Annotated in this window: 29 protein-coding genes; 16 read left to right on the top strand and 13 right to left on the bottom strand. The window is 71.5% G+C overall.

Annotated elements, in window-relative coordinates; all coding sequences use genetic code 11:
- Positions 1–27 precede the first annotated feature (27 nt).
- The 3 genes from AB0M70_RS15995 to AB0M70_RS15985 form a co-directional block, all read right to left on the bottom strand.
- Complete coding sequence (locus AB0M70_RS15995; protein ID WP_365820524.1) at positions 28–879, bottom strand: hypothetical protein; 852 nt, start codon at positions 877–879, stop codon at positions 28–30.
- 675 nt (positions 880–1554) lie between these two features.
- Entirely contained in the window at positions 1555–2217 is a 663-nt protein-coding gene (locus tag AB0M70_RS15990) for a response regulator transcription factor (protein ID WP_365820522.1), read from the bottom strand.
- The gene (locus tag AB0M70_RS15985; protein WP_365820520.1) at positions 2207–3256 is read right to left on the bottom strand and encodes a HAMP domain-containing sensor histidine kinase; all 1050 of its coding nucleotides are present in this window, start codon (positions 3254–3256) and stop codon (positions 2207–2209) included. Before AB0M70_RS15985 ends, AB0M70_RS15990 begins: the two co-directional genes overlap by 11 nt.
- A gap of 328 nt (positions 3257–3584) precedes the next feature.
- On the opposite strand from AB0M70_RS15985, the gene AB0M70_RS15980 reads away from it, so the two are divergent.
- The 4 genes from AB0M70_RS15980 to AB0M70_RS15965 all read left to right on the top strand — a co-directional run bounded on the left by AB0M70_RS15980 (position 3585) and on the right by AB0M70_RS15965 (position 5974).
- Positions 3585–3875, top strand: a complete 291-nt coding sequence (locus AB0M70_RS15980; protein ID WP_365820518.1) for a TraR/DksA C4-type zinc finger protein — start codon at positions 3585–3587, stop codon at positions 3873–3875.
- 86 nt (positions 3876–3961) lie between these two features.
- Positions 3962–4351 carry a TraR/DksA C4-type zinc finger protein gene (locus AB0M70_RS15975; RefSeq protein ID WP_365820516.1) on the top strand — a complete coding sequence of 130 codons (390 nt, stop codon included), beginning with the start codon at positions 3962–3964 and terminating at the stop codon, positions 4349–4351.
- 2 nt (positions 4352–4353) lie between these two features.
- Positions 4354–5259, top strand: coding sequence for a rod shape-determining protein (locus AB0M70_RS15970; RefSeq protein WP_365820693.1), 906 nt, complete (start codon positions 4354–4356; stop codon positions 5257–5259).
- Positions 5260–5431: 172 nt separating this feature from the next.
- Entirely contained in the window at positions 5432–5974 is a 543-nt protein-coding gene (locus AB0M70_RS15965) for a hypothetical protein (protein WP_365820514.1), read from the top strand.
- Here the strand turns inward: AB0M70_RS15965 and AB0M70_RS15960 are convergent.
- The 3 genes from AB0M70_RS15960 to AB0M70_RS15950 all read right to left on the bottom strand — a co-directional run bounded on the left by AB0M70_RS15960 (position 5971) and on the right by AB0M70_RS15950 (position 8928).
- Entirely contained in the window at positions 5971–7365 is a 1395-nt protein-coding gene (locus AB0M70_RS15960; protein WP_365820512.1) for a DUF1254 domain-containing protein, read from the bottom strand. The two genes, AB0M70_RS15965 and AB0M70_RS15960, sit on opposite strands and share 4 nt — an antisense overlap.
- Positions 7366–7528: 163 nt before the next feature.
- Complete coding sequence (locus AB0M70_RS15955; RefSeq protein ID WP_365820510.1) at positions 7529–7786, bottom strand: type B 50S ribosomal protein L31; 258 nt, start codon at positions 7784–7786, stop codon at positions 7529–7531.
- Between the two features lie 80 nt (positions 7787–7866).
- Entirely contained in the window at positions 7867–8928 is a 1062-nt protein-coding gene (locus AB0M70_RS15950; protein WP_365820508.1) for a Ku protein, read from the bottom strand.
- 69 nt (positions 8929–8997) lie between these two features.
- Between AB0M70_RS15950 and ligD the strand changes: the two genes are divergently transcribed.
- Entirely contained in the window at positions 8998–9903 is a 906-nt protein-coding gene (ligD, locus tag AB0M70_RS15945) for a non-homologous end-joining DNA ligase (RefSeq protein ID WP_365820506.1), read from the top strand.
- A 44-nt stretch (positions 9904–9947) separates the two neighbouring features.
- Here ligD and AB0M70_RS15940 read toward each other — a convergent pair whose 3' ends face one another.
- Positions 9948–10751 carry a nuclease-related domain-containing protein gene (locus AB0M70_RS15940; RefSeq protein ID WP_365820504.1) on the bottom strand — a complete coding sequence of 268 codons (804 nt, stop codon included), beginning with the start codon at positions 10749–10751 and terminating at the stop codon, positions 9948–9950.
- A gap of 324 nt (positions 10752–11075) precedes the next feature.
- Here AB0M70_RS15940 and AB0M70_RS15935 point away from each other — a divergent pair, with 324 nt between their 5' ends.
- The 7 genes from AB0M70_RS15935 (at position 11076) to AB0M70_RS15905 (ending at position 17681) form a co-directional block, all read left to right on the top strand.
- Positions 11076–11369, top strand: coding sequence for a hypothetical protein (locus AB0M70_RS15935; RefSeq protein WP_365820502.1), 294 nt, complete (start codon positions 11076–11078; stop codon positions 11367–11369).
- A 171-nt stretch (positions 11370–11540) separates the two neighbouring features.
- Positions 11541–12086: a class F sortase gene (locus tag AB0M70_RS15930; protein WP_365820692.1), complete on the top strand. Its 546-nt coding sequence runs from the start codon at positions 11541–11543 to the stop codon at positions 12084–12086.
- 100 nt (positions 12087–12186) lie between these two features.
- Positions 12187–12978: a hypothetical protein gene (locus AB0M70_RS15925; protein WP_365820501.1), complete on the top strand. Its 792-nt coding sequence runs from the start codon at positions 12187–12189 to the stop codon at positions 12976–12978.
- Positions 12975–14276, top strand: a complete 1302-nt coding sequence (locus AB0M70_RS15920) for a HAMP domain-containing sensor histidine kinase (RefSeq protein ID WP_365820499.1) — start codon at positions 12975–12977, stop codon at positions 14274–14276. The genes AB0M70_RS15925 and AB0M70_RS15920 overlap by 4 nt, the downstream gene beginning before the upstream one ends.
- Before the next feature lie 157 nt (positions 14277–14433).
- Positions 14434–14796 (top strand): SH3 domain-containing protein, encoded by a 363-nt coding sequence (locus AB0M70_RS15915; protein WP_365820497.1) that lies wholly within the window; start codon positions 14434–14436, stop codon positions 14794–14796.
- A gap of 63 nt (positions 14797–14859) precedes the next feature.
- Complete coding sequence (locus tag AB0M70_RS15910) at positions 14860–16224, top strand: FtsW/RodA/SpoVE family cell cycle protein (protein WP_365820495.1); 1365 nt, start codon at positions 14860–14862, stop codon at positions 16222–16224.
- Positions 16221–17681, top strand: coding sequence for a penicillin-binding transpeptidase domain-containing protein (locus AB0M70_RS15905; RefSeq protein ID WP_365820493.1), 1461 nt, complete (start codon positions 16221–16223; stop codon positions 17679–17681). The genes AB0M70_RS15910 and AB0M70_RS15905 overlap by 4 nt, the downstream gene beginning before the upstream one ends.
- Positions 17682–17726: 45 nt before the next feature.
- Here the strand turns inward: AB0M70_RS15905 and AB0M70_RS15900 are convergent, their stop codons facing one another.
- Entirely contained in the window at positions 17727–18632 is a 906-nt protein-coding gene (locus AB0M70_RS15900) for an ADP-ribosylglycohydrolase family protein (protein ID WP_365820491.1), read from the bottom strand.
- Positions 18633–18669: 37 nt separating this feature from the next.
- Positions 18670–19776 (bottom strand): ferritin-like domain-containing protein, encoded by a 1107-nt coding sequence (locus AB0M70_RS15895; protein WP_365820489.1) that lies wholly within the window; start codon positions 19774–19776, stop codon positions 18670–18672.
- Between the two features lie 207 nt (positions 19777–19983).
- Between AB0M70_RS15895 and AB0M70_RS15890 the strand changes: the two genes are divergently transcribed.
- The 4 genes from AB0M70_RS15890 to AB0M70_RS15875 all read left to right on the top strand — a co-directional run bounded on the left by AB0M70_RS15890 (position 19984) and on the right by AB0M70_RS15875 (position 23363).
- Positions 19984–20922: a diiron oxygenase gene (locus AB0M70_RS15890; protein ID WP_365820487.1), complete on the top strand. Its 939-nt coding sequence runs from the start codon at positions 19984–19986 to the stop codon at positions 20920–20922.
- 71 nt (positions 20923–20993) lie between these two features.
- Positions 20994–21722, top strand: coding sequence for a TetR/AcrR family transcriptional regulator (locus AB0M70_RS15885; protein WP_363209250.1), 729 nt, complete (start codon positions 20994–20996; stop codon positions 21720–21722).
- Between the two features lie 33 nt (positions 21723–21755).
- Positions 21756–22034 (top strand): hypothetical protein, encoded by a 279-nt coding sequence (locus tag AB0M70_RS15880; RefSeq protein ID WP_365820485.1) that lies wholly within the window; start codon positions 21756–21758, stop codon positions 22032–22034.
- A 150-nt stretch (positions 22035–22184) separates the two neighbouring features.
- A complete protein-coding gene (locus AB0M70_RS15875) occupies positions 22185–23363 on the top strand; it encodes an NlpC/P60 family protein (protein WP_365820483.1) in 1179 nt (392 codons plus the stop codon).
- Here the strand turns inward: AB0M70_RS15875 and AB0M70_RS15870 are convergent.
- The 4 genes from AB0M70_RS15870 to AB0M70_RS15855 are packed head-to-tail and all read right to left on the bottom strand — an operon-like array spanning position 23360 to position 26178.
- The gene (locus tag AB0M70_RS15870) at positions 23360–24592 is read right to left on the bottom strand and encodes a styrene monooxygenase/indole monooxygenase family protein (RefSeq protein ID WP_365820481.1); all 1233 of its coding nucleotides are present in this window, start codon (positions 24590–24592) and stop codon (positions 23360–23362) included. The two genes, AB0M70_RS15875 and AB0M70_RS15870, sit on opposite strands and share 4 nt — an antisense overlap.
- 41 nt (positions 24593–24633) lie before the next feature.
- On the bottom strand, positions 24634–25263 hold the full coding sequence (locus AB0M70_RS15865; RefSeq protein WP_365820479.1) for an ATP/GTP-binding protein: 630 nt from the start codon (positions 25261–25263) through the stop codon (positions 24634–24636).
- A complete protein-coding gene (locus AB0M70_RS15860; protein WP_361181495.1) occupies positions 25244–25648 on the bottom strand; it encodes a DUF742 domain-containing protein in 405 nt (134 codons plus the stop codon). The genes AB0M70_RS15865 and AB0M70_RS15860 overlap by 20 nt, the downstream gene beginning before the upstream one ends.
- A complete protein-coding gene (locus tag AB0M70_RS15855) occupies positions 25645–26178 on the bottom strand; it encodes a roadblock/LC7 domain-containing protein (RefSeq protein WP_365820691.1) in 534 nt (177 codons plus the stop codon). Before AB0M70_RS15855 ends, AB0M70_RS15860 begins: the two co-directional genes overlap by 4 nt.

Here is a 26178-nt window from a genome sequence, read left to right as displayed (position 1 = left end):
GGCCACGGTCATCGAGGTAAAGGGGTGTCAGGTGCCGGGGGGTGGGGGTGGTGCACGTGCGCCGGGTGGGCCCGCCGCTTGCAGAGATGCGGGCGGCCGTGGTGCCGCCGGGGGCGCCCACGCGGCCTTGTCCAGGGCGGCGGTTGTGCCGTGCGCGGTGGGGGCGGCAGGGGGCGGCGGTGAGGGGCGCTCGCCGGTGATGTCGCGTTGGCTGCGGGTCGCGGCGCTGGAGACTGCGGGGTCCGCGTCGGCTGCGTGCGGGGCGATGGATGCGGGTGCGTACGCGTCGTCTGCGTGCGGGGCGCTGAGCAGGCGGGCGGTGCTGGAGGCTGCGGGGTTGGCGTCGGCTGCGTGCGGGGCGCTGAGCAGGCGGGCGGTGCTGGAAACTGCGGGGCTCGCGTCGGCTGCGTGCCGTGCGCTGGATGCGGGTGCGTACGCATCGTCTGCGTACGAGGCGCTGAGCAGACGCGCGGTGCTGGAAACTGCGGGGCTCGCGTCGGCTGCGTGCCGTGCGCTGGATGCGGGTGCGTACACATCGTCCGCGTACGAGGCGCTGAGCAGACGCGCGGTGCTGCGACCCGCGGGGTTCGCGTCGGCTGCGTGGGGGGTGCTGAGCAGGCGGGCGGTGCTGGCAACCGCCGGGTTCGCGTCGGCTGCGTGCCGTGCGCTGGATGCGGGTGCGTACACATCGTCCGCGTGCGGGGCGCTGAGCAGGCGCGCGGCACTGGCAACCGCCGGGTTCGCGTCGGCTGCGTGCCGTGCGCTGGATGCGGGTGCGTACGCATCGTCTGCGTGCGAGACGCTGAGCCAACGCGCGGCGCTGGAGGCTGCGGGGCTCGCGTCGTCTGCGTGCCGTGCGATGGATGCGGGTGCGTACACATCGTCCGCGTGCGGGGTGCTGAGCAGGCGCGCGGTGCTGTGACCCGCGGGGTTGGCGTCGGCTGCGTGCCGTGCGCTGGATGCGGGTGCGTTTGGGCTGGTCGTGTGCGGGTTGCTGTGTGTGGGTGTGTCTGGCGGTCGGTGATGCTCGTTGAGCATCTGGGCTGATTGGGTGTGCGGTTGTTTGTGCGTGGCGCCATGCGTTTGTGCGCTGTCAGCGGGCGAACGTGGTGAGGTTTCGTCAAATGGCTTAGCTGGTGTGGCAGTTGCCGACCCCGCTGCTGGTGCGGGGACGGGTTTGCTGCTGGGCTCGGGTGGTCCCAGCAGGGTGGTCAGGACCGTGAGCAGTACGGCTAGCCGTAGGGCGAGGGCGCTCGGGACGGCTTGCCATGAGCGGGTCACGGGCCGTCCCTCTCTTCGTGTCCGTGTTGGTGTTGGTGGTGGTGTTGCTCGTGGTCGGCGTGCGTTTTAGGCCTCAAGGCCCGGCCGGGGAGTAGCGGCTGGGCCTTGAGGCGGTCTGGTACGTGGGGGGAATCGGGCACGTAGGGCGGGCTTCACTCGTCGCCCGGTCCGGCATGCGGAGCGCACCGGGCGGACGACGCCGGCCAGGACCGTGGGTGGGCGGGGTCGGTCAGGGTTTGTCGGGCTCTGGGATGCGTGCCTCGAAGCTTGGGGTCAGGGTTCGATCAGGCCCGCTCTGATTGCGTAGCGCGTGAGTTCCAGGCGGTTGCGTAGGCCCAGTTTGTGCAGCAGGTTCGCTCGGTGTCGGTGGACCGTCTTGATGCTGATGAAGAGCATCTCCGCGATCTCCTTCGAGGAATGCCCCTCGGCCACGAGCTTCAGCACCTCCTCCTCCCTCGCCGTCAGCACCTGGTCCGGCGGCTCCTCGCCCTGGCGGACCCGGTCGAGGTAGTTGCGGATCAGCGCGGTGACCGCGCCCGGGTAGAGGAAGGGCTCGTCCCGCATCGCCGCCCTGCAGGCGGCCACCAGGTCCCGGTCGGCCACCGACTTCAGCACGTAACCGCTCGCGCCCGCCTTCAGCGCCTGGAAGAAGTACTGCTCGTTGTCGTGCATCGTCAGCATCAGGACGCGTACGCCCGGCTTCAGCGCCGCCAGTTCGCGAGCGGCCTGCAGACCGGTCATCCGGGGCATCGCGATGTCCAGTACCGCCAGGTCGACCTCGTGCGTGCGGGCCAGGGTGATGGCCTCCGCGCCGTCCCCTGCTTCGGCGACCACCTGGAGGTCCGGCTCGCCGTCCAGGATGAGCCGCACCCCGCGACGTACCAGCGCGTGGTCGTCGGCCAGGAGGATGCGGATCGGCGGCGTACTAGTAGTCATGGTTGCCATCGTGATTGTCGTCGCGGTTGTCGTCGTGGTTGTCGGTGCTTCCCGAAGGTTGCGGAGCTGCGGGTGGTCGTGGAGGGGACGAGGTGTCCGCGAGCGGGACCGTCAGCCTTACCTCCGTGCCGCCCGCCCGCAGGCCCGACGTGACGTCCAGCTTCGCCCCGATGAACAGCGCCCGTTCCCGCATCCCCCGGATACCCGCCCCCTCGTGGGCGACCCCCGTCCCCCGGCCGTCGTCCGCCACGGACAGCACCACCGCACCGTCCGACCTGGTCAGGCTCACCTCGACCCGGTCCGCCTCCGCGTGACGGGCCGCGTTGGTCAATGCCTCCTGGGCCACCCGGTACAGGACCAGTTCCGCCTGCTGATCCAACGGCGGCAGGGATGCGTCGAAGCGGCGTACCACGCGTAGCCCGGCGTGTGTGGCGAACTCCGTGGTCAGAGAGGTCAGCGCGCTGATCAGGCCCAGGTCGTCCAGCACGCCGGGCCGCAGCCTGCGCACCAGGCGGCGTACTTCGTCCAGGCTCCCCCGCGTGATCTCCTGCGCCTGCTGCAGCTCAGCGCGCAGAGGTTCGTCCGCCGCGTCCGCCGCCCGCTTGAGGGCCAGCAGGACCGCGGTCATCGTCTGGCCGACCTCGTCGTGCAGCTCCTGGGCGATACGGCGGCGTTCCGATTCCTGCGCCAGCAGCACGCGAGCGCTGCTGGCGGCCCGTTCCTGCTCCAGCCGTTCGAGCATGGCGTTGAACGTGCGGATCAGTTCGGCGGTCTCTCCCCCGCCCTGTTCCGGCAGGCGGTGCCCGGGGCGCAGCAGGTCGACCGTGGTCATCAGGCGGGTGAGCCGTTCCAGCGGGGCCAGGCCGATCCGCAGCAGGGCCGCGTTGGCGACCAGCATGACGCCCAGGCCGGCCACGAGGATGATCGCCTCGGTCAGCACCACCGGCACGGAGACGGTCACCGGCGCCCACAGCAGCAGCGCGGTGGCACTTCCCAGCACCACCGCGTTGAGTGCGAAGATCCGCCAGAACAGGGACAACGGGTGGCGCCTCTCTTGTGTGTGCCGTGGGGACGTCTCGGCTCGTCCTGCCGGGTCGATGTCGGTGTCGATGCCGATGTCGGTGTCGATCTTCGCCGGTCTTCCGTCCAGCCTGCCTGCTTCCGTTCTCTCCGTCGATGGGGCCCAATGCCCATTTCCTCACCTCGGCCGCACCATGGACCCCTCCGTATCGGGATGGGCCTCCGGAACCGCCCTAGATGGGTATCGCGCCCGATGGGCTTTACGTGCCGCTCCGGCGACGGTGGGGGCATCAACGCGCCGCCCGCCCCGGCGGCCGCCCCGCCGGAAGCCGGAAGAAGGAACCGCCATGTCGCACGACGCGCACCTGCGCCTGGAACACGAACGAGATTCCCGGCTGACCCAGTTGCAGGCCATGCAGGCCGGCGACGGAGCCGGGCGCGAAGCCGAGGAGCAGGTGATGCTGGCGCAGAGGGACACCATCGAGCGGGTCCTCAAGGAGATCGAGGCCGCTCTCGCCCGCGTCCGCGACGGCAGCTACGGCACCTGCCCCACCTGCGCCAAGCCCATCCCGGTCGAGCGCCTGGAGATCCTGCCCTACACGCAGTTCTGCGTGCCCTGCCAGCGCAGGACCGCCTGACCGCCGCCCCCACGGCAACGCCACCACGGCACCGCCCGCCCTCCGTCTCCCGCTCCCCGTCTCTCCCGCCCTGCCCGAGGGGTGAAGTGGTGAATCACCAGATCATCGACGACCAGGTCATCGACGACCGCGGTACGCACCTGTCGCCCGAGGACCTCGCCGCCCTGAGCGAGAACCTCCGCGAGCAGTTCCTCTTCCGGCGCGAGCAGTTGCAGCAGCTCTCCGCCCCCGCGCTGACCCGTGCGGACGCGCTCCTCGACCGGCAGAGCGCGTCCCGCACCGAGGTCCGCATCAAGCTCTCCGCCTCCGCCCGCATGGTCCTCGCCGACGTCGAGGCCGCCCTGCGGCGCATGGACCGCGGCGACTACGGCGCCTGCCACCTCTGCCGGCGCCCCATCGACCGCGAGCGCCTGCTGATCGTGCCGCAAGCCCGCTACTGCGCACGCTGCCAGCAGGTCCGAGGAGTCGATCGATGACCATGACGCCCGACCGCTCCCCCAGCCCCGACCGCGCCCCCATCCCCGGCCCCGGCCCCGCTCCCGCAGCGGGTCGGCATCGCTCATGGCCCTGGTGCCGCCGGTGTTCCGGCATCGCCCTCGACCTCGGCAGTGCGCGGACCCGTGCCTGGACGTCCGGGCGGCGGATGATCCTCGACGTGCCCACGGTGACCTTCACCGGCGGCAGCACCGTCCATCCCGTGCGGCGCGGCGCCATCGTCGACACCCCCGGAACCGCCTTGATGCTCGACCGGCTGCTCGGCCACCGGCTGCCCCGCTTCGGGCGCCCCTTGCTCATCCTGACCGCGCCCGTCCTCGGCGGGGTCGCCTACCGGGCCGCGGCCCGCGCCGCCGTCGAGGTCCTGCGTCCGCGCACCGTCCTCACGATCTCCACCGCGCGAGCCGTGGCCACGGCCGTGGACGCCGATCTGACCCGTCCCCTGCTCGTCGTGGACATCGGCGCCCATCTCACCGAGGTCGCCCTGCTCTGCGAGGGCGATGTGGTCGACGCCCGGCACACCGCCCTGGGGACCAGCGACGTGGACGGCCCGACGCTCCCCTCACCGTCACCAACCTCACCACCCTCACCGTCACCATCCCCCTCGCCGCACCCCCGCATCACCGCCTCCGTCGTCGCGATGGTGACCGCGATGCTCGAACAGGACCGCACCTCCCGCGCCGGCGAAGCCCTCCGGCGGGGCGCGCTGCTCGCGGGCGGCGGTGCGCTGCTGCCCGGCATCAGTTACGGCCTCGCCGCCGAGCTGCACGCTCCCGTCCAGCCCGTGCCCGCCCCGCACACCGCGGCGGTCCGCGGTGCCGCGAAACTCCTCGGGGCCGCGCACGCCCACCCCGCCAGGGCCCACCCCACCAGGACCCACCCCGACTAGCCCACCTCAGGAACACCATCCCGACGACCGAGGAGCCCCCGTGGCCGGCCCCATCCCCCCGGCGCAACCGCCCCCCGAAGCACAAGAACCCCACCTGCCCGATCCTCATCCCCGTCCCCACCCCCGTCGCCCCCACCCCCGTCCCCTCCTGTGGCGCCTGCGTCGCAATCCCATGCGTCGCCGCACCGACCTCGTACAGGCATGGATCGCCGTCGGCCTGTTCCTGGTCGTCCTGACCGCCACCCCGGCCGCCGTCGTCCTGGTCCGCGACGCGGTCGGCCGCCACACCGAACAGATCGCCCGGCATCAGGCCGAGACCCGGCACCGCACCACCGCCGTCCTCGTCCATGACGCGCCCCGCCACCCCGAACCCGGGTCGGTCGAGGCGAAGAACGTGCTGTACCCGGTCACCGTCCGCTTCACCGACCGTCACGGAGACACCCGTACGGCGCAGCAGGACGTCGAGCCCGCCACGTCCGCCGGGAGCACCGTCCCCGTCTGGGTGAGTGACGAGGGGAAGCTCACCGGCCCGCCCCTCACCGATGACGAGGTCCGCGACCACACCGTGGGCTACGCCGTCATGGCCGCCGTCGCCGTCCCGCTCATCGGCGCCGCCGCGTACGCCTGCGCCCACCGCAGGCTCGAGCGGATCAACCTCGCCCGGTGGGAGGCGGATTGGGCCGCCGCCGACGCTCGGTGGGCCGCTTCTCCCTAGGCCCGGCGGATCGGCGGCAGCTCGTACGTCCCGTCGAAGACCGCGGCGCGAGGCGTGTGCATGCGCAGGATCGGGCGGAAGCGGCCCTCCGGTGTGGGCAGCCAGTTCGCCGCCGTCTTGTCGTCGGCGGGACGTTGTGGCTGGAGGAGGAGGGTGAGGGAGCCGTCGTCGTCGTAGCTCAGGCCCGGGGTGCGGTCGCCGATGGAGTGGCGTTCGACCGGGTCGGCGACCAGCTGCCGGTCCGGCAGGCCGTACATCGTCACCGACCAGAACGCGTCCACCGGCGGCGGCTTCTCGAAGCGCAGGGTGTACGACTGCTCGCCCTCCAGCGGCCTGCCGTCGCCGTCCTCCCACGCCAGCGCGCACGCCGCTTCGTAGCCGTGCTCGCCCCAGAGCGCGGTGTGCGCCGAGGTGGCGCGCAGCATGCGGCCCAACTCCCGGTCGGTGCAGATCCATTGGGGGTCCTTGAGCGTGCCGGTCTCGAAGTGGTCGGCGTTGTAGTCGAACGCGTGATACGCGAGTTCCCAGCCGTTCTGTCGACCGTCCTGCTGCGGTCGGCCCTCGCCCCCACCCCCGCTGCCGTCCGCGGCCGCCCGCTCGACCCGTTCCTTGCCCGCCGCGAATCCCGCGCGCAGCGCTTCGGCGAGTTCCGGCTCGGGCTGCGTGTACGGGCTCTCCGCGTCCAGCAGACCCAGTGGCGCGAACCGTTGCTGATACGCGAGGTCGGGCTGCGCGGGCGGGAAGGCGGCCATGCGGGCCCGCAGCTTCTCGTAGAAGAGGATCTCCGGCTCGCCGTCCGGGACGTACGTGTGGGTCGGCAGCCCTCGGGGCTCGCCGGATGCCGTCCAGTACGGCTCCAGGAGGGTGTCCTCCTGGAGTTCCCGCACCGCCGCCACGTCGTCCGGTCCCGTGCACGCCCATCGCCCGACGATCGTCGCCACCTCGGTCGGCACGGCGATCCGGGTGGCGCCCAGCGGGACCTCCTCGTCCCAGCCGGGGGGCGTGAGCAGGTAGCTGGCCTCCTCGGTGCCGGTGGCGCGGCGGCCCACGTAGGCGAAGTTGTTGGTCCACGCGTCCACGAACTGCAGGACGTAGTAGCGGCCGCCGGTGTCCGGGACGGTCAGGAGCAGGGCGCCGCCGGAGAGGTCGAGCTGCGCGAGGGAGCAGATCGTGTCCGGGTCCGGGTCGGGGGCGGGGTCGGCGCTCGTCGGCGGGTCCTGGGAGTCTGCGGGTCTGCCGCCGTGGCTGAACTCGTTGAGCGGCGCGGGAGGCACGGAGCCCATGCCGTTGCGGGAGACGCGGTCGACTTTGTCGAGGTTGAGCACCATCGGGTGGCCGTAGATGTACGCCTCGGCCGCCAGCGCCTGGAGATCGGTCGTGCCGTCGGTCATGCCCGCCGCCTTCTCGTGATCAAGCTCGTTCGTCGTTCGCGATCAAACTCGTTCGTCGTTCGTCGTTCGTGATCAAGGTTCTAGGGCCATCGTCGGGCCGCCCTGCCCCTCCAGCCGTTCCTGCCGCTCACACGGCGTGGCGCGGTCGGGCGGCGGCCGCGGATCACTCCGGCGGTGCCTGGTCGCCGAAGCGGCGTTCGAACTTGGCGACCTGGCCCTCGGAGTCCACGACCCGGGCGCGGCCCGTGTAGAAGGGGTGGCTCTCGGAGGAGATCTCCACCTCCACCAGCGGATACGTCTCGCCGTCGTCCCACTCGATGGTCTGGTCGCTCTCGGCGGTGGAGCGGGTGAGGAAGGCGTAGCCCGCCGAGCGGTCCCGGAAGACGACGGGCCGGTAGTTGCTGTCCTTGTCCTGGGTCATGCCCCCAGGTTCCCCGCGCGCGAACACGACGGCGACCCCGAGGACGCCACGCGAGCTACGGAGCCGACATCGCCGCCGCCCTAGGCACGGGCCCGGTTCTTCGTGGCCGCCTTCTTCGCGGGGGTCTTCTTCGCCGCCGTACTCGTGTTCGCCTTGGCCGTACTCGCCGTCTTCGACGTCGACTTCCTCGCCGCCGTCGTCTTCTTCGCCGCCGCGCCCGTCGCCTTCTTCGCCGTGGACTTCTTGCCGCCCACGTCCTTCGGGGTCGTCTTCGCCCGCCCGGACGAGGACGCAGACGAGGAGGCAGCCCGCTTCCGCCCGCCGCGCTCCAGCGGAGTCACTTCCGCCATCGCTCCGTCGTCCCGCGCCGTCTTCGCCGCGCGCACGCTCTTCTCCAGGGCCGACACCAGGTCGATCACCTTGCCCCCGCCGGAGTCGGCGTCGGTGGCCGGCGCCGCGGGGCTCGTGCCCTCGGCCTTCGCGGTGAGGAGCTCCTCGAGGGCCGCGCGGTAGTCGTCGTGGAGGGTGGAGACGTCGACCTCTCCCAGCGTGTCCATCAGGGCGTCCGCCAGATCGAGCTCCGCGTCCCTGACCTTGACCTGGGTGTCCGGGGCCACGCCGTCCGGCTCCCTGATCTCGTCCGGCCACAACAGCGCGTGCATCGCGATCACGTCGTCCACGACGCGCAGCATCCCCAGCCGCTCCCGCCCCCGCAGCGCGTACCGCGCGATCGCCACCTTCTCGCTCCGCTTCAGCGCCTCCCGCAGCAGCGTGTACGGCTTGGTGGCGGGCACTCCGTTGGCCGACAGGTAATAGGCCGTGTCCATCTGCATGGGGTCGACCCCGCCCGCCGGCACAAAGGCCACGATCTCGATCGTCTTGGCCGTCGGGAGCGGCAGGGCCGCCAGATCCTCGTCGGTGATCGGGATGACCGAGCCGTCCGGGTCCTCGTACCCCTTGCCGATCTCGGCGGACGTCACCTCCCGCTCCTCCAGCTCGCACACCTTGCGATAGCGGACCCGGCCGCCGTCCTCCGTGTGGATCTGCCGGAAGGACACCGAGTGGTTCTCGGTGGCGTTCATGAGCTTGACCGGGATGCTGACCAATCCGAAGGAGATCGCACCGTTCCATATGGATCGCACGTCAGGCACCTCTCAGCTGCCGAGCACCGTTTCGGGGTGGTTCCTCCCCATTCGTGGGATTCTCATCGTATGACGCCGATCACCGAGGTGGAGGGGCGGCGGCTCTCCCTCAGCAATCTCGACAAGGTCCTCTACGCCGCATCCGGCTTCACCAAGGGCGAGATGCTGCACTACTACGCCAGCACGGCCGACGCCCTGCTCCCCCATCTCCGCAACCGGCCCCTGTCCTTCCTGCGCTTCCCCGACGGGCCCGACGGCCAGCAGTTCTTCGCCAAGAACGTGCCCCCGGGCACCCCCGACTGGGTGCACACCGCCGAGGTGCGGCGCTCGGACGGCACCACCCGGCAGATCGTCGTGAACGACCTGGCGAGCCTGATGTGGGCGGGCAATCTGGTGACCGAGTTCCACACTCCCCAGTGGCAGGCGGACGCTCCCGCCCTGGCCGACCGGCTCGTGCTCGACCTGGACCCCGGCGCCCCCGCCACCGTCGTCGAGTGCTGCCGGGCGGGCCTCTGGCTGCGCGAGCGCCTCCAGGCGGACGGCCTGGACGTGTACGCGAAAACCTCGGGCTCCAAGGGCCTGCATCTGCTCTGTCCCTTGGAGCCGACGCCCTCCGAGCAGGTCACCGCGTACGCGAAGGCGCTCGCCCAGGCAGCAGAGGCCGCGCTGCCCGACCTGGTCGTCCACCGGATGACCCGCAGCCTGCGCCCCGGCAAGGTCTTCGTCGACTTCAGCCAGAACGCCGCGGCGAAGACCACCGCCACCCCCTACACCCTGCGCGCCCGCCGGGAACCGACGGTCTCCGCCCCCGTGACCTGGGAGGAGATCGAGGGGTGCGACGACCCGGCGGACCTCGTCTTCCTGGCCGCCGACATCGCGCCCCGCCTGCAGCGGCACGGGGACCTGCTGGACCCGCTCAACGACCCGGACCAGGGCCGCCCGCTCCCGCACGGGCTCCCACGGCCGGGAGAGTGAGATCGTTCCGACGCCGAGGAGATCCGCCGGAAGGGCCCTGGGCCCTAGACCCGCCGCCACGTGTGACGGTCGCGGGCCATCGCGTGCAGTGCCTCCACATCGGCCGGTTTCAGTACGCCGCCGACGCCCGCGAGGGCCGACACCTCCCCGTCGCGCACGATCCGCACCTCGCGCGGCGGGGCCGTCACGTCGAGGTCCGTCGCCCCGAAGAGGGCGAGGACCGGGCGGATCTCGGCGGTCAGCGCGAAGGACGCCCGGTCGGCGTCGGCGCGGATCTCCCTCAGGAGTGGACGCGGGTCCGCGCGGCCGACCGTGACCATCGGGTCGGCGACGCGCACCCGCTGCTTGCGGGCGGGGAGCGTGTGGACGCTGAACAGACCGCCGGGGCCGATCAGGAGGTGGTGGATGCGGGCGCCGCCCGGCAGCGGCACCGAGTGCAGGGTGTGCCAGCCCGCGCCTTCGAGGCCGTCGAGCACCTCGCCGATGGCCTGCTCGGCGGTGAGCGCCCGCTGCCGCGGGTCGGCGCGCAGCCTGCGGGCGGGGGCCGGTTCGCGGTCAAGGGCGATCAGGAGGGTCTCGCCGGGGCGGTTCGGTGCGAGGTCGTCGTCCGGGTGGAGGGCGAGGCGGGCCAGCTCGGCGGGGGTGGGGACGGGCGGTGGGCCGATCGAGACGCCGCCCGTGATGAAGGGGGCGAGGGCACGCAGGACCGCTTCTCTGTGGTCGTCGGCGAGGAGGGTCACGCGGGCCGACTCCCTCTCGTACCACGCCACGTTCCTGCCGTCCGCGCGGCAGACGTACAGCCGCTCCTGTCCGTGCCGCCAGGCCGGTATGACGCGCAGTCCGCTCATGCACCATCACCCCACGAACCATGGGAGCAGCAAGGACATGCCTTGGGCAAGAACCAGGCACGAACCAGGCACGAACCTGGGCGCCTCGGGGAGAAGTTGAGCCACTCGGGACGGCAGTCATGACGGCGGTCGTGACGGCAGTCGAGACGGCGGTCGAGACAACGCTCGCGATCCCCCGCGACAGCCGCGTCACCGTGCCGTCCTCGCAGTGATGGCCCGCTGTTACATTGCCGACGAATGGCCGCAATAGCGGACATCTAGCTTCGGAGCAGAGGCGTCCGCGCCTCGACCGGCCAAGCCCCCAGCCGTAAGGACCGTCCGCTCATGAGCAGCCTCCGCCGCCGTACCGTCCTCCGTTCCGTCGCCGTGACCGCCGTCGTCGGCGGCGCGCTCCTCACGCCGGCCGTCGCCGCCGTCGCGGACACGCCCTCCCGAGCCGAGGACACCCGGACCGTGGCGCCGGCCGCCCCCGGCACCCCCGAGGGTGGCGTCAGGGCGGGCACCGAGGGGTTCCACAGCGGCGACCCGGTGTTCATCGCCGCCGGCGGGGCCATGGCGGCGGCCGGTGCGGCCGGGCTCGGGTACGCCATGCTGCGCCGCGGCCGCACCGACGCCTGAGCCCCCTCCCCCACGCACCCACCCGCAGGAGCCGCCGTGAGCCCGAGCACCCCCGCCGACGAAGCACCCGCCCCCGCGTCGTCCGCCCCCGCGCCCGCCCCCGTAAAGCGCCGTCACACCACCCGCATCGCGGCCGCCGCCACGCTGACCGCCGCCCTCGGCGTCGGCCTCATCGCCTGCGGTCAGGGCTCCGGCGGCAGCCCCGCGCCCGACGTCAAGGTCGACAACGCCGCCGCCGCACCCGCGGCCGAGCCGCACGCCCCGCTGAAGAAGTCCCGGCCGACGGGCCTGCGCATACCCGCGGCCGGGGTCGACGCGAAGTCGATGCTCGACCTCGGCGTGGGCGCGGACGACGCGCTGGAGGTGCCACCCGTCGACAAGGCGGACGAGCCGGGCTGGTGGACCGGGGGTGTGACTCCCGGCGAGAAGGGGGCGGCCGTTCTGGTCGCGCACTACGACACCGCGGAGGGGCCCGCGCTGATGAGGCACGTGGGAAAGGTGAGAATGGGGGACACGATCTCGGTGCCGCGAGCGGACGGAAGCACGGCGACGTTCAAGGTGCGCGAGATAGAACAGGTGGACAAAAAGAACTTCCCCACCCATAAGGTGTATGGGGCGACCGACCGGCCCGAGCTGCGCCTGCTGACCTGTGGCGGCCCGATCAAGGACGGTCACCGCACCGACAACATCATTCTCTACGCCGACCTCGCGCCGTAGCCGGACCCGGGCAACGTGCCCCGGGCCCCGCGGCGCCGCAACCGAACCTCGCGCCGCAGCGGAGCAGCCCCGGGCCGCTCCACCGGCAGGCAGGAGTGCAGTGCACCGGAGCCGTCTCGCGCTCGCCGCAGGACTCGTGCTGCCCGCCGTCCTGCTGGCCGGCGGCTGTGGCGACCCCGGCGACCTGCGCGGGGCCGGTTCCACGCCCACCGCCGAGGCTCCCACCCGCCTGTGGCCGAAGCTGCCGCCCCCGTCGGCGCCCGCCGAGGACTACGGCACGATAGAGAGCCTGCCGGTCAAGGGCGTGGACGTACCGGGCGGCGACCTGCACAAGGTGAACCCGGTGACCGTCGCCAGGGCCGACTTCGACGAGAACCCGGGGATGTACAGCCGTTCGGACGCGGTCTACAAGCAGACGGCCGAGAAGCTCGACGCATGCGACACCAAGGACGCCGACGACGCCGATTGCCCCGTCCTGAAGGCGTACTACCGCGACCTCACCGGTGACGGCAGGGACGACCTCATCATCGGCATCGAGCTGGCCCGCGGGCACGCCGAGAACCTCGACATACGCGCCTACGCCATGGAGAAGCGGCAGTTGACGCAGATCATGGAGATGGGGGACGCGGTGCTCGGCGTCGAACTGGCCGGCCACGAGGTGATCGTCCGCGCCGTATCGGGCATGCCGGGGTACGAGTACCGCACCGTCTGGTCCTGGGACTCCCACCAGAAGTCCATGCTGCCGACGACCGACGAGATCGTGCGCTCCCCGAACGCGCCGAAGGGCAAGCCGTCGCGCAAGCCCGAGCCCGCGGCGAGCAGCCGCCCCGTGCCCTCCCCGAGCGACTCACCGGATGCGACCCCGGGTGCGTCCCCGAGCGGAAGCCGATGAGCCACCGGCTGCCGCGCGGACCGCGGCTCCCCGCCTGGACGGCGACCCTGACCTGGAAGGCCGGGGTCTTCATCACCGTCATGTGCTGCGCGCTCGCCGCGCTGCTCGGCGCGCTCGTGCACGTGTCGGTGACCAACCAGACCGTGGGCCAGGCCCGCGAGCACGCCCTCACCCGGCTCGACGACGCGACCGAGGCGTTCGAGGCGGGCGACGACCTCGGTCCCGGCGCGGGGATCGACCCCGAGGGCCTTCCCGAGCGGCTGCGGGATCTCGCGGTGGGCGGGGAGCGCGGGACGATGGTCGCCGCCCAGGACTCCCGGCCGACGATGTGGGCCGCGGGACCGGCCACGGACCGGCGCGCCATCGCCGTCCGGGTCGACTACGCCCAGGGCGCCCGCACCATCGACGGTCTCGACCGGGCGATCCTCGGCTCCTCGGTGCTCGCGATCGGGGCGACGCTCCTGGTCGGGGCGTTCTCCGTGACCCGCGTGACGCGGCGCCTGCACCAGACGGCGAGGGTGGCCCGCCGGATCAGTGCGGGTGACCTCGACGCCCGCGTGAACGACCCGCGCACCCGTGAACCCTCGCGCACCCAGGACGAGGTGGCCGCGGTCTCCGGCGCGCTCGACACGATGGCGTCCTCGATGCAGGGCAAGCTGCAGAGCGAGCAGCGGTTCACCGCGGACGTGGCGCACGAGCTGCGCACGCCGCTGACCGGTCTGCACGCGGCGGCCGAGCTGCTGCCGCCGGGCCGCCCGACGGAGCTGGTGCGCGACCGGGTGGCCGCGCTGCGCACCCTCACCGAGGACCTCCTGGAGATCTCCCGCCTCGACGCGAAGAGCGAGCGTGTGGAGCTGGACGACCACCATCTCGCCCCATTGGCCGAGCGCGCCGTGCGGGGTTCGGGCATCGATGCCGAGCTGGTCGTCGTACGCGATGTCTGCGTGGTGACCGATCGGCGGCGCCTGGAGCGGGTGCTCGGGAACCTCATCGCCAACGCGGACAAGCACGGGCGCGGGCCGGTCGTACTGACCGTCGACGGGCCCACGCTCTCGGTGCGCGACCACGGCGACGGATACCCGGACTACCTGGTGGCGCACGGCCCGCAGCGGTTCCGCACGGAGGGCACGACCAGGGGCCACGGGCTCGGCCTGACGATCGCGTTGGGCCAGACGGCCGTGCTCGGCGCACGCCTCACGTTCGCCAACGCGGCGGACGGCGGGGCGGTGGCGACGCTGACGCTGCCGTACGAGGAGACCGCGGAAGACGGTTGCCGGGGTGCCGACGGGGCGGTCTGAGCGGCCGTCTGACGCCGTGTGACCTTTTGCGCGCCCAGCGTGCCGATTTTAGTGTGAATTGCGGCCTATGACCCATGCTTCAGGGGCTTGTGCTCCAGGGACTCGCGGGCCGTATCGCATCCGCGCTTTCCATCCGCGCTCTCCAGAGGAGACCCCCATGTCCCTTCGGTCCACCGCAACCGGCACCCGGCTCGGCATACTCGTCGCCGGCGGCGCGCTCGCCGCCTGCACCCTCACCGGTCCGGCCGTCGCGGCCGACGACACCGGCACCAGCGGCCACCCGCGCACCTACAAGGGCCGCGTCATCGCCAAGTCCGGTCTGCTCCTTCGCACCTCCCCCCACCGGGGCGCCAAGGTGATCCGGAGCGTGCCGTACGGCAAGGTCGTCACCATCTACTGCAAGACGACCGGTGACCACGTGTCCGGCAACAACCGCTGGTACCTGCTCACCAACGGGACCTGGGCCTGGGGTGCCGCGCACTACATCGCCAACATCGGGCCCGCCCCGCGCTGGTGCTGACGCACCACAAGCGCACGGTGACATAAGCGGACATTGGCGCCTATCGCTTGCTACGTTCCGGGCATGACCGGAACAGCGACGGCGCCCCCCTCCGTACCCGCTGTCCGTGTGCCCCGGCGCCGTGGCACCGAAGTCGCGCTGATCGTCGTGGCCGTCCTGCTCTCGGTCTACGGCTACTGCGACGTCGGCCTCGCCAAGAACGGCACCGTCCCGCCCGGCGCCGCCGGTTACGGCGCCGGGCTCGGCGTGCTCGCGCTCCTCGCGCATCTCGCCGTCCGCTTCCGCGCGCCCTACGCCGATCCGTTGCTCCTGCCGATCGCCGTGCTCCTCAACGGCCTGGGGCTCGTCCTGATCTACCGGCTCGACCTGGAGACCCCCGGCGACGAGGCGGCGCCCACGCAACTCGTCTGGTCCACCGTCGGCGTGGCGCTCTTCATCGCCGTCGTGTTCTTCCTGCGCGACCACCGGGTGCTCCAGCGGTACGCGTACATCTGCGTCGTCGCCGCCCTGGTCCTGATGATCGTGCCGATCTTCTTCCCGGCCGTGAACGGCGCCCGCATCTGGATCAGGGTCGGCGGATTCTCCATCCAGCCCGGCGAGTTCGCGAAGATCCTGCTCGCGATCTTCTTCGCCAGCTATCTCGCCGCCAACCGCAACGCGCTCGCCTACACCGGCCGTACGGTCTGGAAGCTGACCAAGCTCCAGCTGCCCACCGGGCGGGTGCTGGGCCCGATCGTGGCCATCTGGCTCCTGAGCGTCGGGGTCCTCGTCCTCGAACGGGACCTCGGCACCTCGCTGCTCTTCTTCGGCCTCTTCGTGATCCTGCTGTACGTGGCCACCGGGCGCACCGGCTGGATCGCGGTCGGCCTGGTCCTCGCCGCGGTCGGGGCGTACACGGTCGGCTCGCTCGAACCCCATGTGCACAGCCGGGTCGAGGACTGGCTGCACCCCTTCGCCTCCATCGACGCGGGCCAGGGACCCAACCAACTGGCCCAGTCGCTCTTCGCGTTCGCGGCAGGCGGGATGCTCGGGACCGGGCTCGGGCTCGGCCACTCCATCCTCATCGGCTTCGCCGCCAAGTCCGACTTCATCCTGGCGACGGCGGGCGAGGAACTCGGCCTCGCGGGGCTCGCCGCGATCTTCCTGCTCTACGCGCTCCTGGTGGAGCGCGGCTACCGGGCGGGGCTCGCGCTGCGGGACGCCTTCGGGCGGCTGCTCGCGGTCGGGCTCGCCTCGATCGTCGCGCTCCAGGTGTTCGTGATCGCGGGCGGGGTGTCCGGGCTGATCCCGCTGACCGGCATGGCGATGCCGTTCCTCGCGCAGGGCGGCTCGTCCGTCGTCACCAACTGGATCATCGTGGCGCTGCTCATCCGGGTCAGCGACTCGGCGCGGAGCCAGCCGGTCGGGCCGCCCAGGGAGGACGCGTGACGCGGTACATCCGGCACGCCGCCGCGTTCTGCGCGCTGCTCCTGCTCGCCCTGCTGGTGAACGCCACCCGCGTCCAGGTCGTCCAGGCCGAGCACTTCGACGAGAACCCCGCCAACCGCCGCCAGGCCATCGCACGCTTCGGCCAGCCGCGCGGCGACATCATGGTCGACGGGCGCGCGGTCACCGGCTCCAAGGACACCGGGGAGCAGCTCCGCTACGAACGGACGTACAAGAACGGCCCGTTGTACGCGCCGGTGACCGGGTACGCCTCGCAGGTCTACGGCACGACCCTCCTGGAGAACGCCGAGGACGACATCCTCTCCGGCACCGACCCGATGCTCGCCCCGCTCCCCCTGTGGAACGACATCAGCCGCGCGCAGAACCCCGGCGGCATGGTGCGGACCACGATCAGGGCCGCGGCGCAGCAGGCCGCGTACGCGGGGCTCGGCGGCAAGAAGGGCGCGGTCGCCGCGATCGAGCCGTCGACCGGGAAGATCCTCGCCCTGGTCAGCACCCCCTCGTACGACCCCGAACGGCTCTCCGGCACCAGCGAGGCGGTGGCCAGGTCCTGGGCGTCGCTGAACGGCAGCGCGGACAAGCCGATGCTGAACCGGGCAATCCGCCAGACGTACCCGCCGGGGTCGACGTTCAAGGTGGTGACGGCGGCGGCCGCGCTGGACTCCGGCACGGTCACGGACCTGGACGCCGCCACCAAGTCCCCCGTCCCCTACACGCTGCCCGGCACGAGCACGCAGCTGACGAACGAGGTCGAGGGCTGCAAGAACGCGCCTCTCCGCTACGCCTTCGAGTGGTCCTGCAACACGGTCTTCGCCAAGCTGGGCGTGGACACCGGCCTCGGCGACATGCTGGAGACGGCGAAGAACTTCGGCTTCAACGACAGCGGCCTGGAGATCCCTTCGTCGGTGGCGGCCAGCAACTTCGACACGACGATGGACAAGGCGCAGCTCGCGCTCTCCTCGATCGGCCAGTTCGACACGCGGGCGACGCCCCTGCAGATGGCGATGGTCGCGGCGGCGGTGGCCAACGGCGGCCAGGTCGAGTCCCCGCATCTGGTGGACGAGACCACGACCGACGACGGCGACGTGGTGCGCAACACCGGCACCGGCTCCCTCCACCAGGCCATGAACCCGGCCACGGCCATGCAGCTGAGGGAGATGATGACCGACGTCGTCGAGGAGGGCACCGGCGGCAACGCGGCGATCCCCGGCGTGACGGTCGGCGGCAAGACGGGCACGGCGCAGCACGGCATCGACAACACCGGCACGCCGTACGCCTGGTTCATCTCCTGGGCGCAGAACTCCGGCGACGCCCAGCCGTCGGTCGCGGTGGCGGTGGTGGTGGAGGACGCGGCGGCGGACCGGGGGGACATCAGCGGGGGCGGCAGTGCGGCGCCGGTCGCCAAGGCGGTGATGGAGGCGGTGCTCGCGGGTTCCTGAGCGGAGGCCTGCGCCCGACGCGATGCCGGGCGCGGACTCCTGGTGTCACTTGGCGCCCGGCAGCGCTTCCCTCCGTCGCAGCCAGGCCTCCGGGACCGCGTCGGCTCCCGTGCGCGCGCCGACCACTCCGCCGGTGATCGCGCACGTGGTGTCCACGTCGCCGAGCCCCTCCGCCGTGGTCCACAGCGCCCCGACCAGGTCGTCCTGGTGCCGCGCTGCCGACCACAGGGCGAACGGGACCGTGTCCGTGGCCCGGATGCGCTGTCCGTTGCCGAGCTCGTCCGCGGCCTTCCACGGCTCGGTGTCGAAGGACAGGGCGGCCGCGCGCAGCACGCCCTCGCGGACCTCGCCGGGCGGAGTGTGCTCCGCGACCGCGGCCAGCGTCAGCTCCTCGCGTACGGAGAGCGCGGCCGCCACGGCCACGGCCACCGCGCCCGCGATGCCCTCGGGGTGGGCGTGCGTGACCTGGGCGGACAACGCGGCCTGCGCCGCCGCCAGTTCGAGGTCGGCCGAGAACCACGCGCCCAGCGGCGCGACCCGCATCGCGGCTCCGTTGCCGAGACTGCCCTGCCCGTCGAAGAGTTCGCGCGCCAGTTCCTGCCAGCGCTGCGGCTCCTCCAGGAGCCGGGGCAGCAGCTCGTGCATGCCGCTGCCGTATCCGCGCCCCGAGTCGGCGTCGTACAGCAGCGCGAACGCCCCGGCGAGCTCCGTCCGGCGGATCTCCCCGTGCTCGTCGAGCACCCGCTGCACGCCGAGCGCCATCGCGGTGTCGTCGGTCCAGTGCCAGTGCGGCTCCTCGGGCATCTGGCGCGCACGGATCTGCGTGTACGCGACGCGCGGCGCACGGAAGAGCGGGAACCACCGCTCGCCGAAGGCGTCGCCGAGGGCGAGCCCTTCGAGGCTCCGGCGGGCGGCGGCGCGGTCGGCCGATGTGGAGGTCACGGGAGTCATGGGGCCATGCTGCCCTGCGGGACGACGCCCTGAGACCTTATTTTCCGTCGCCGGCGGCGATCATGTCCTCGACCTCCGCGACCCGTTCGCCCTCCTCCGCCGCGAACCGTTCCGCGTCCAGTTTCTCGGCGATCTCCTCGTCCTGGGCCATCAGCTGGTCGAGGTTGGCGTTGCCCATCTCGAAGACGCCCATGTCGACGTACGCCTCCTGGAGGCGCTTGCCCCACAGGCCGATGTCCTTGACGCACGGCACGATGCGGCTGAAGAGCAACTGCCGGAAGAGGGCGAGGAACTCGGAATTCTCGCTGCACTCCTCGGCCTCCGCCTTCGGGATGCCGAAGTTCTCCAGGACCTCGACGCCGCGCAGCCGGTCACGCATCAAGTAGCAGCCCTCGATGACGAATTCCTCGCGCTCGCGCAGTTCCGCGTCGGAGAGCTGTTTGTAGTAATCCCGCAGCGCCATGCGGCCAAAAGCCACGTGCCGGGCCTCGTCCTGCATGACGTAGGCGAGGATCTGCTTGGGCAGGGGCTTGTCCGTCGTGTCGCGGATCATGCCGAACGCGGCGAGCGCGAGGCCCTCGATGAGGACCTGCATGCCGAGGTAGGGCATGTCCCAGCGGGAGTCGCGCAGGGTGTCGCCGAGCAGGGACTGGAGGTTGTCGTTGATCGGGTAGAGCATCCCGATCTTGTCGTGCAGGAAGCGGCCGTAGACCTCGGCGTGCCGCGCCTCGTCCATGGTCTGGGTCGCGGAGTAGAACTTCGCGTCCATGTCGGGCACGGACTCCACGATGCGCGCCGCGCACACCATCGCGCCCTGCTCGCCGTGCAGGAACTGGCTGAACTGCCAGGAGGCGTAGTGCTTGCGCAGTTCGCCCTTGTCGCGGTCGTTCATCATGTCCCAGTGACGGGTGCCGTAGAGCGACATGGACTCGTCGGGGGTGCCCAGGGGGTCGTACGGGTCGACCTCCAGATCCCAGGCGATGCGCTTGGCTCCGTCCCACTGCTTGTCCTTGCCCTTCTGGTAGAGGGCGAGCAGCCGGGCGCGGCCTTCGTCGTACTCCCAGCTGAAGCGGGCCGCGCCGTTCGCCGGTATCTGCCAGATGTTTCCGTCCGGGGCGTGCGTGTAGAGCTCATGCGTGGACACTGACGGCTCCTAGGTAAGTGGCCTCGTTCTCTCCGTAGTCCCCCCGTGCTGCTTTCGACTGCTCTGTACCGATTGGTAGTTGGAAGGCTCACACGTTCGTAGACGTCGGGTCAACAAGTCGCGCACAAGGGATTGACGCCCTTGCTGACAAGCAGTCTCATAATTCCTGACCGCCGGTAACTCTGACGACGAGGCAGGGGCAGAGTCATGACGACCACCACGGAGGACGCGGCGATCGAAGGGCTGCGGGACGCGCTCGGGGCGCTCAAGGACCGGGAGCAGGTGGCCGAGCGGCTCCTCGACTCCTCCGCCAAGCACTCCTTCGACCCGGACAAGGAGCTCGACTGGGAGGCGCCCTTCGAGGAGGGCAAGTGGTTCTGGCCCCCGGAGCTCCTTTCCCTGTACGGCACGCCGATGTGGCGGCGGATGAGCGAGGAGCAGCGCATCGCGCTCTCCCAGCACGAGGCCGCCGCGCTCGCCTCGCTCGGCATCTGGTTCGAGCTGATCCTGATGCAGCTGCTCGTACGGCACGTCTACGACAAACCGGCCACGAGCGCGCACGTGCGGTACGCCCTGACCGAGATCGAGGACGAGTGCCGGCACTCGAAGATGTTCGCGCGCCTGATCACCCGCGGGGACACCCCGTACTACCCGGTCAGCACCGTGCACCGGAACCTGGGCCGCCTCTTCAAGACCATCTCCACGACGCCCGGTTCGTTCACGGCGACGCTGCTCGGCGAGGAGATCCTCGACTGGATGCAGCGCCTGACGTTCCCGGACGAGCGCGTCCAGACCCTGGTGCGCGGCGTCACGCGGATCCATGTCGTGGAGGAGGCGCGCCATGTGCGGTACGCCCGTGAGGAGCTGCGCCGCCAGATGGTGACGGCACCGCGCTGGTCCCAGGAGTTCACCCGCCTCACCTCGGGGGAGTTCGCCCGCGTCTTCTCCATCGCCTTCATCAACCCGGAGGTCTACACGAACGTCGGCCTGGACAAGCGCGAGGCCATGGCCCAGGTCAAGGCGAGCGCGCACCGCCGAGAGATCATGCAGACCGGGGCCAAGCGCCTGACGGACTTCCTGGACGACATCGGGGTGCTGCGAGGCGCGGGGCGGCGGCTGTGGAAGAGCTCGGGACTGCTGGCCTGACTCCTGGCGTGACGAAGAGGGTACGGAGGGTTCCGGCGCGCTTGTTCGAGCGGGCGGTTACGCTGCGAGGCATGACCTCGCCTGCTCCCACCCGCGCGTACCGGCGCCTCAGTGTCGAAGAGCGGCAGCGGCAGCTCAAGGAGGCCGCCCTGTCCCTCTTCGCGGTGCGCGCACCCGACGAGGTCTCCCTCGACGACGTCGCCGAGGCGGCCGGGGTCTCCCGGCCGCTCGTCTACCGCTACTTCCCCGGCGGCAAGCAGCAGTTGTACGAGGCCGCGCTGCGCTCCGCCGCCGACGAGCTGGAGCAGTGCTTCGCCGAGCCGCCCGAGGGCCCGCTCACCCAGCGCCTCGCCAACGCGCTCGACCGCTACCTCGCCTTCGTGGACCAGCACGACGCCGGGTTCAGCGCGCTGCTCCAGGGCGGCAGCGTCGTGGAGACGTCGCGGACCACGGCCATCGTGGACGAGGTGCGCAGGACGGCCGCCGAGCACATCCTCGCCCACCTGGAGGTCGTGGGCGCCACGGGCCCGCGGCTGCGGATGACCGTGCGGATGTGGATCACCTCCGTCGAGGCGGCGTCCCTGATCTGGCTGGACGAGGAGAAGCAGCCGCCGCTGGACGAGCTGCGGGACTGGCTCGTCGAGCAGTTCATGGCGGTCCTCGTGGCCTCGGCCGGCCGCGACCCGCAGACCGCGGAGGCGGTACGGGCCGCGCTGGCCATGGAGAGCGCCGACGGCCCCGCGGGCTCGCTCGCCCGGCGCGTCCTGCCCGTGGTGAGCGACGCGGCGCACCTGCTGTGACGCGCGGCGGGCGCCTGCTGTGACACTGGCCGGGTGAAGAGCGAAGACACCCCTTTCGTGGGTGGACCCCTGGACGGCCGCGTACTGCCCATCCTGCTCGGCCCGACCGGCCACCCCCCGAAGGTGTACCGGGTCCCGGTGCCGGACGAGGCGGGCGGCCCCGCGACCGTCCTGGTGTACCGCCGGGTGGCCAGGGCCGGGGGCAAGCGGCTCGGCCTGCACCAAGGCTGGACGTACGCGTACGACCCGGAGGGCGACAAGGCCGGGCCCGGCCTGAAGTGGCCGTGGTCGAAGCCGGGCGGGGCGGCCTGAGCCTCGCCTCCGCAAGGGCGGCGCGCCGTCGGACCCTGGACGAGTGACCGCATTGCGCCAACCCGCGCACCTTCCGGAGGCGGACCGCGCCGGGGCCGCTGATGCTCGCGGTGCGGGGCGGAGCCGCCGCCGCGCGCCGGAGGTGATGGCATGTCAGGCAGGCTGCTGCGATGGGTCGGTACGGGTGCGGTGGTCGGCGCGCTGCTGGCGCCCGCTTCCCCGGCGTACGCCGTTCCACAGCCGGACGACACCACCGAGCGCCCGGTGGCCGAGCTCCTGAAAGACCTTCAGGAGCTGTACCGGAAGGCCGAGGAGTCGACGGAGACGTACAACGCGACCGCCGAGAAGCTGAAGGAGCAGCGCGCCGAGGTCACCCGCCTCACCAAGCGCCTGACCCGGGCCCGCGCCTCGGTCCACGACAGCCGGGGCGCGGCGGGCCGCTTCGCCCGCCAGCAGTACCAGGGCACGTCGGAGATCTCCCCCTACGTACGCCTCCTCCTCGCCCGCGACCCGCAGCGGGCCCTCGACCAGGGGCATGTGATCGGGCGCGCGGCGGCGGAGCGCGCCGCGACGGTGGACCGCCTGGTCGGCGGCGAGCAGAAGGCATCCGAGCTCGCGGCCACGGCGAAGAGTGCCCTGGAGACCCAACTCTCGCTCGCCGCCCGGCAGAAGGAGGCCCGGAACAAGGTGAAGGGCCGGCTGAGGGAGGTCGAGGAACTCCTCGCCTCGCTGAGCACGGAGCAACTGGCGGATCTCGCGCGGGCCGAGGAGGAGGGGATGGCGGCGGCGCAGCGGACGTTCCTGGACTCGGGCTCGCTGAGCGGGACCGCGGGGTCACCGGGGGCCCCTGGGTCCCCACCGACCCGCGCGCCTTCCCGGAAAGGCGAGACGGCGCTCGGCTACGCCGTGAAACAGATCGGGAAGCCGTACAAGTGGGGCGCGGAAGGGCCCAAGGCCTTCGACTGCTCGGGCCTCACCTCGCAGGCATGGGCAAAGGCGGGCAAGGACATCCCCCGCACCTCACAGGAGCAGTGGGCGCAACTACGCCGAGTCTCCCTCCGAAAACTGCGCCCGGGCGACCTGATCGTCTACTTCCCCAAGGCCACACACGTGGCCCTCTACCTGGGCGACGGAATGGTCATCCAGGCCCCCCGCCCAGGAGCAAAAGTCAAGGTCTCCCCCATCGCGGCCAACCCAGTCCTCGGCGCGGTCCGCCCGGACCCCTCGGCCAAGCCGATGAAGAACTACGTCCCGCCGAAGCTGCCGCGCGGGGCACGCAACGGCGAGGACGCGGGGTACGGGCGGTCCGACGCGCCGGGTACGGACTAGCCCGTGAGCCCCGCCAGGTACGCGCCCGTCTTCTCCGGGTCGTAGAAGAAGTTCTCGAAGTCCGACGGGTCGTTGAAGCCGTTCGCGAAGCGGTCTGCTGCCGGCTGGAGTTGGCCTGCTGCGCCGATCAGGTTCAGGACGTGCTCCGGCGGGGGCGAGAGCATCGCGTTCGTCCACTTGGTGACGTGCTGGGCCGTCTCCCAGTAGCGGTCGAACGTGGACTGCATCCACTCCTCGTCGAACGGCTTGTCTCCGTGCTCGACGATCGAGGAGAGGTACGCGGCCGCGCACTTGGACGCCGAGTTGGAGCCCTGGCCGGTGATCGGGTCGTTCGCGACGACCACGTCCGCGACGCCGAGAACGGCGCCGCCGCCGGGCAGCCGGCCGATCGGCTTGCGCACCGTCGGGGCATAGCGGCCGGACAGCGTGCCGCCCGCGTCCGTCAGCTCGACCTTGGTCGCCCGCGCGTACTCCCACGGCGTGTACTTCTCGAGGAGTTCGAGGGTCAGCGCGAGGTGCTCCGAGGGGTCCTTGACGCCCTGGAAGACATCCAGCGGGCCGCCGGGGACGCCCTCCCAGAACAGGATGTCCGCGCGCCCGGACGTGGTGAAGGTCGGCATGACGAAGAGTTCGCCGACGCCCGGCACCAGGTTGCACCGCACCGCGTCGAACTCGGGGTGCTCGGGCCGCGGGCCCATCCCGTGGACGTAGGCGACGGCCAGCGCGCGCTGCGGGGTGTCGTACGGGGAGCGGGAGGCGTCGCGCTCGAACATCGAGACGAGCTCGCCCTTGCCCGCGGAGACGAGCACCAGGTCGTACGTGCGGGAGAAGTAGTCGAGGTCGGAGACCGCCGCGCCGTGGATGACCAGCTGGCCGCCCCGCTGCGCGAACGTCTCCATCCAGCCCGCCATCTTCACGCGCTGGTCGACGGACTGGGCGAAGCCGTCCAGCTTGCCGACCCAGTCGATGACGCGGGAGGAGTCGGGTCCCGCGACCGAGACGCCGAGGCCCTCGATCTTCGGCGCCTGCGACTCCCAGAAGTTCAGCTGGAGGTCGCGCTCGTGCTGCAGCGCCGTGTGGAACATGCACTGCGTGGACATCACACGCCCGGACCGGACCTCGTCCGCCGTGCGGTTGGACATCAGGGTGACCTCGTACCCCTGCGACTGGAGTCCGAGAGCGATCTGGAGCCCGGCCTGACCGGCTCCGACGACGAGTATCTTCCGCATGCGGCGTCTTCTCCTACGTGCTGAAAAGCTTAAGGTTAAAGCTATTCGGGGGTTGCTGCGAGGGCGTGGCCGACCAGCGAGAGCAGCGACTCGATCACCGAGATGCGCTGCCTCGCGTCCATGATGAGCACCGGTATGTGCGCCGGGATCGTCAGCGCCTCACGGACGTCCGCGGGCTCGAACTCCTCGGTCCCGTCGAAGTGGTTGACGGCGACGATGTACGGCAGACCGCAGCTCTCGAAGTAGTCGAGCGCCGGGAAGCAGTCGGGGAGCCTGCGGGTGTCGGCGAGGACGACGGCGCCGATCGCGCCGCGCACCAGGTCGTCCCACATGAACCAGAAGCGCTGCTGCCCCGGCGTACCGAAGAGGTACAGCACGAGGTCGTCGTCGAGCGTGATCCGGCCGAAGTCCATGGCGACCGTGGTCGTGGTCTTGTCCGGGGTCGAGGTGAGGTCGTCCGTGTCCTCGCTCGCCTGCGTCATCAGCGCCTCCGTCTGGAGGGGCGTGATCTCGGAGACGGCGGTGACCAGCGTCGTCTTGCCGACGCCGAACCCGCCCGCGACCACGATCTTCGTCGCGATCGGGGCCCGGGTGCGGTCCGTCTGCCAGGCTTGGAGGTTCTCGTCCGGGTCGGGGCCCGGGATACGGAGGTCAGAGACGGCGGAGTCCACTGAGCACCCTTTCCAGCAGTGCGCGGTCCGGCTGTCCCGGGCCGTGGCCCGTTCCGTACACGCGGATCTTTCCCTGGTCTGCGAGGTCGCTGAGCAGGACGCGGACCACGCCGAGCGGCATCTTCAACAGCGCGGCGATCTCCGCGACCGTACGCATGCGGCGGCAGATCTCGACGATGGCCCGCATCTCCGGCATGACCCGCGCGATGGCATTGCCCTGCGGCAGCTCACGGCGCTCCTCGGGGGCCTCGAGGGCGGCCACGAACGTCTCGACGAGCAGGACGTGGCCGAAGCGGGTGCGGCCGCCGGTGAGGGAGTACGGGCGTACGCGCGCGGGTTTGCGGTCGCCGCCCCGCTGGGGCAGCTTGCCGGGCTTACTGCTCATCGGACGCTCTCCATCGACTGGCGCAGCTCACTGCGGAGTTCGGGGGTGAGGACATGCCCGGCGCGGCCGACGAAGAGCGCCATGTGGTACGCGACGACGCTCATGTCGCAGTCCGGGGTGGCGTGCACGCCGAGCAGCGAGCCGTCGCTGATCGACATGACGAAGAGGCTGCCCTCCTCCATCGCGACGACGGTCTGCTTGACGGCTCCCGCGTCCATCAGCTTGCCGGCGCCGATGCAGAGGGAGCCGAGGCCGGACACGATGGTGGCGAGGTCGGCGCTGGAGCCCTTGGGCCCCGAACTGTTGTCCACCGCCTGCTCGTTGTTCCGCGCGGGGTCGGACGAGAGCAGCAGCAGGCCGTCGGAGGAGACCACCGCGACCGAGAGCAGCCCCGGCACCTCCTCCACGAGATTCGTCAGCAGCCAGTGCAGGTTGCGGGCTTCGCTGCTCAGTCCGAATCCGGCGGGGCTGCCGCCGGCGGTGGAGCTGCCGGTGGACTTGCTGCCGGTGGAAGAACTGGGCGAGCGCAT

This window comes from Streptomyces sp. NPDC051214, from assembly GCF_040682375.1.
In the GTDB taxonomy this organism is placed as follows: domain Bacteria; phylum Actinomycetota; class Actinomycetes; order Streptomycetales; family Streptomycetaceae; genus Streptomyces.
Note: the sequence above shows the minus strand (reverse complement) of the source record. Positions and strands in the feature narration are given on the sequence as shown.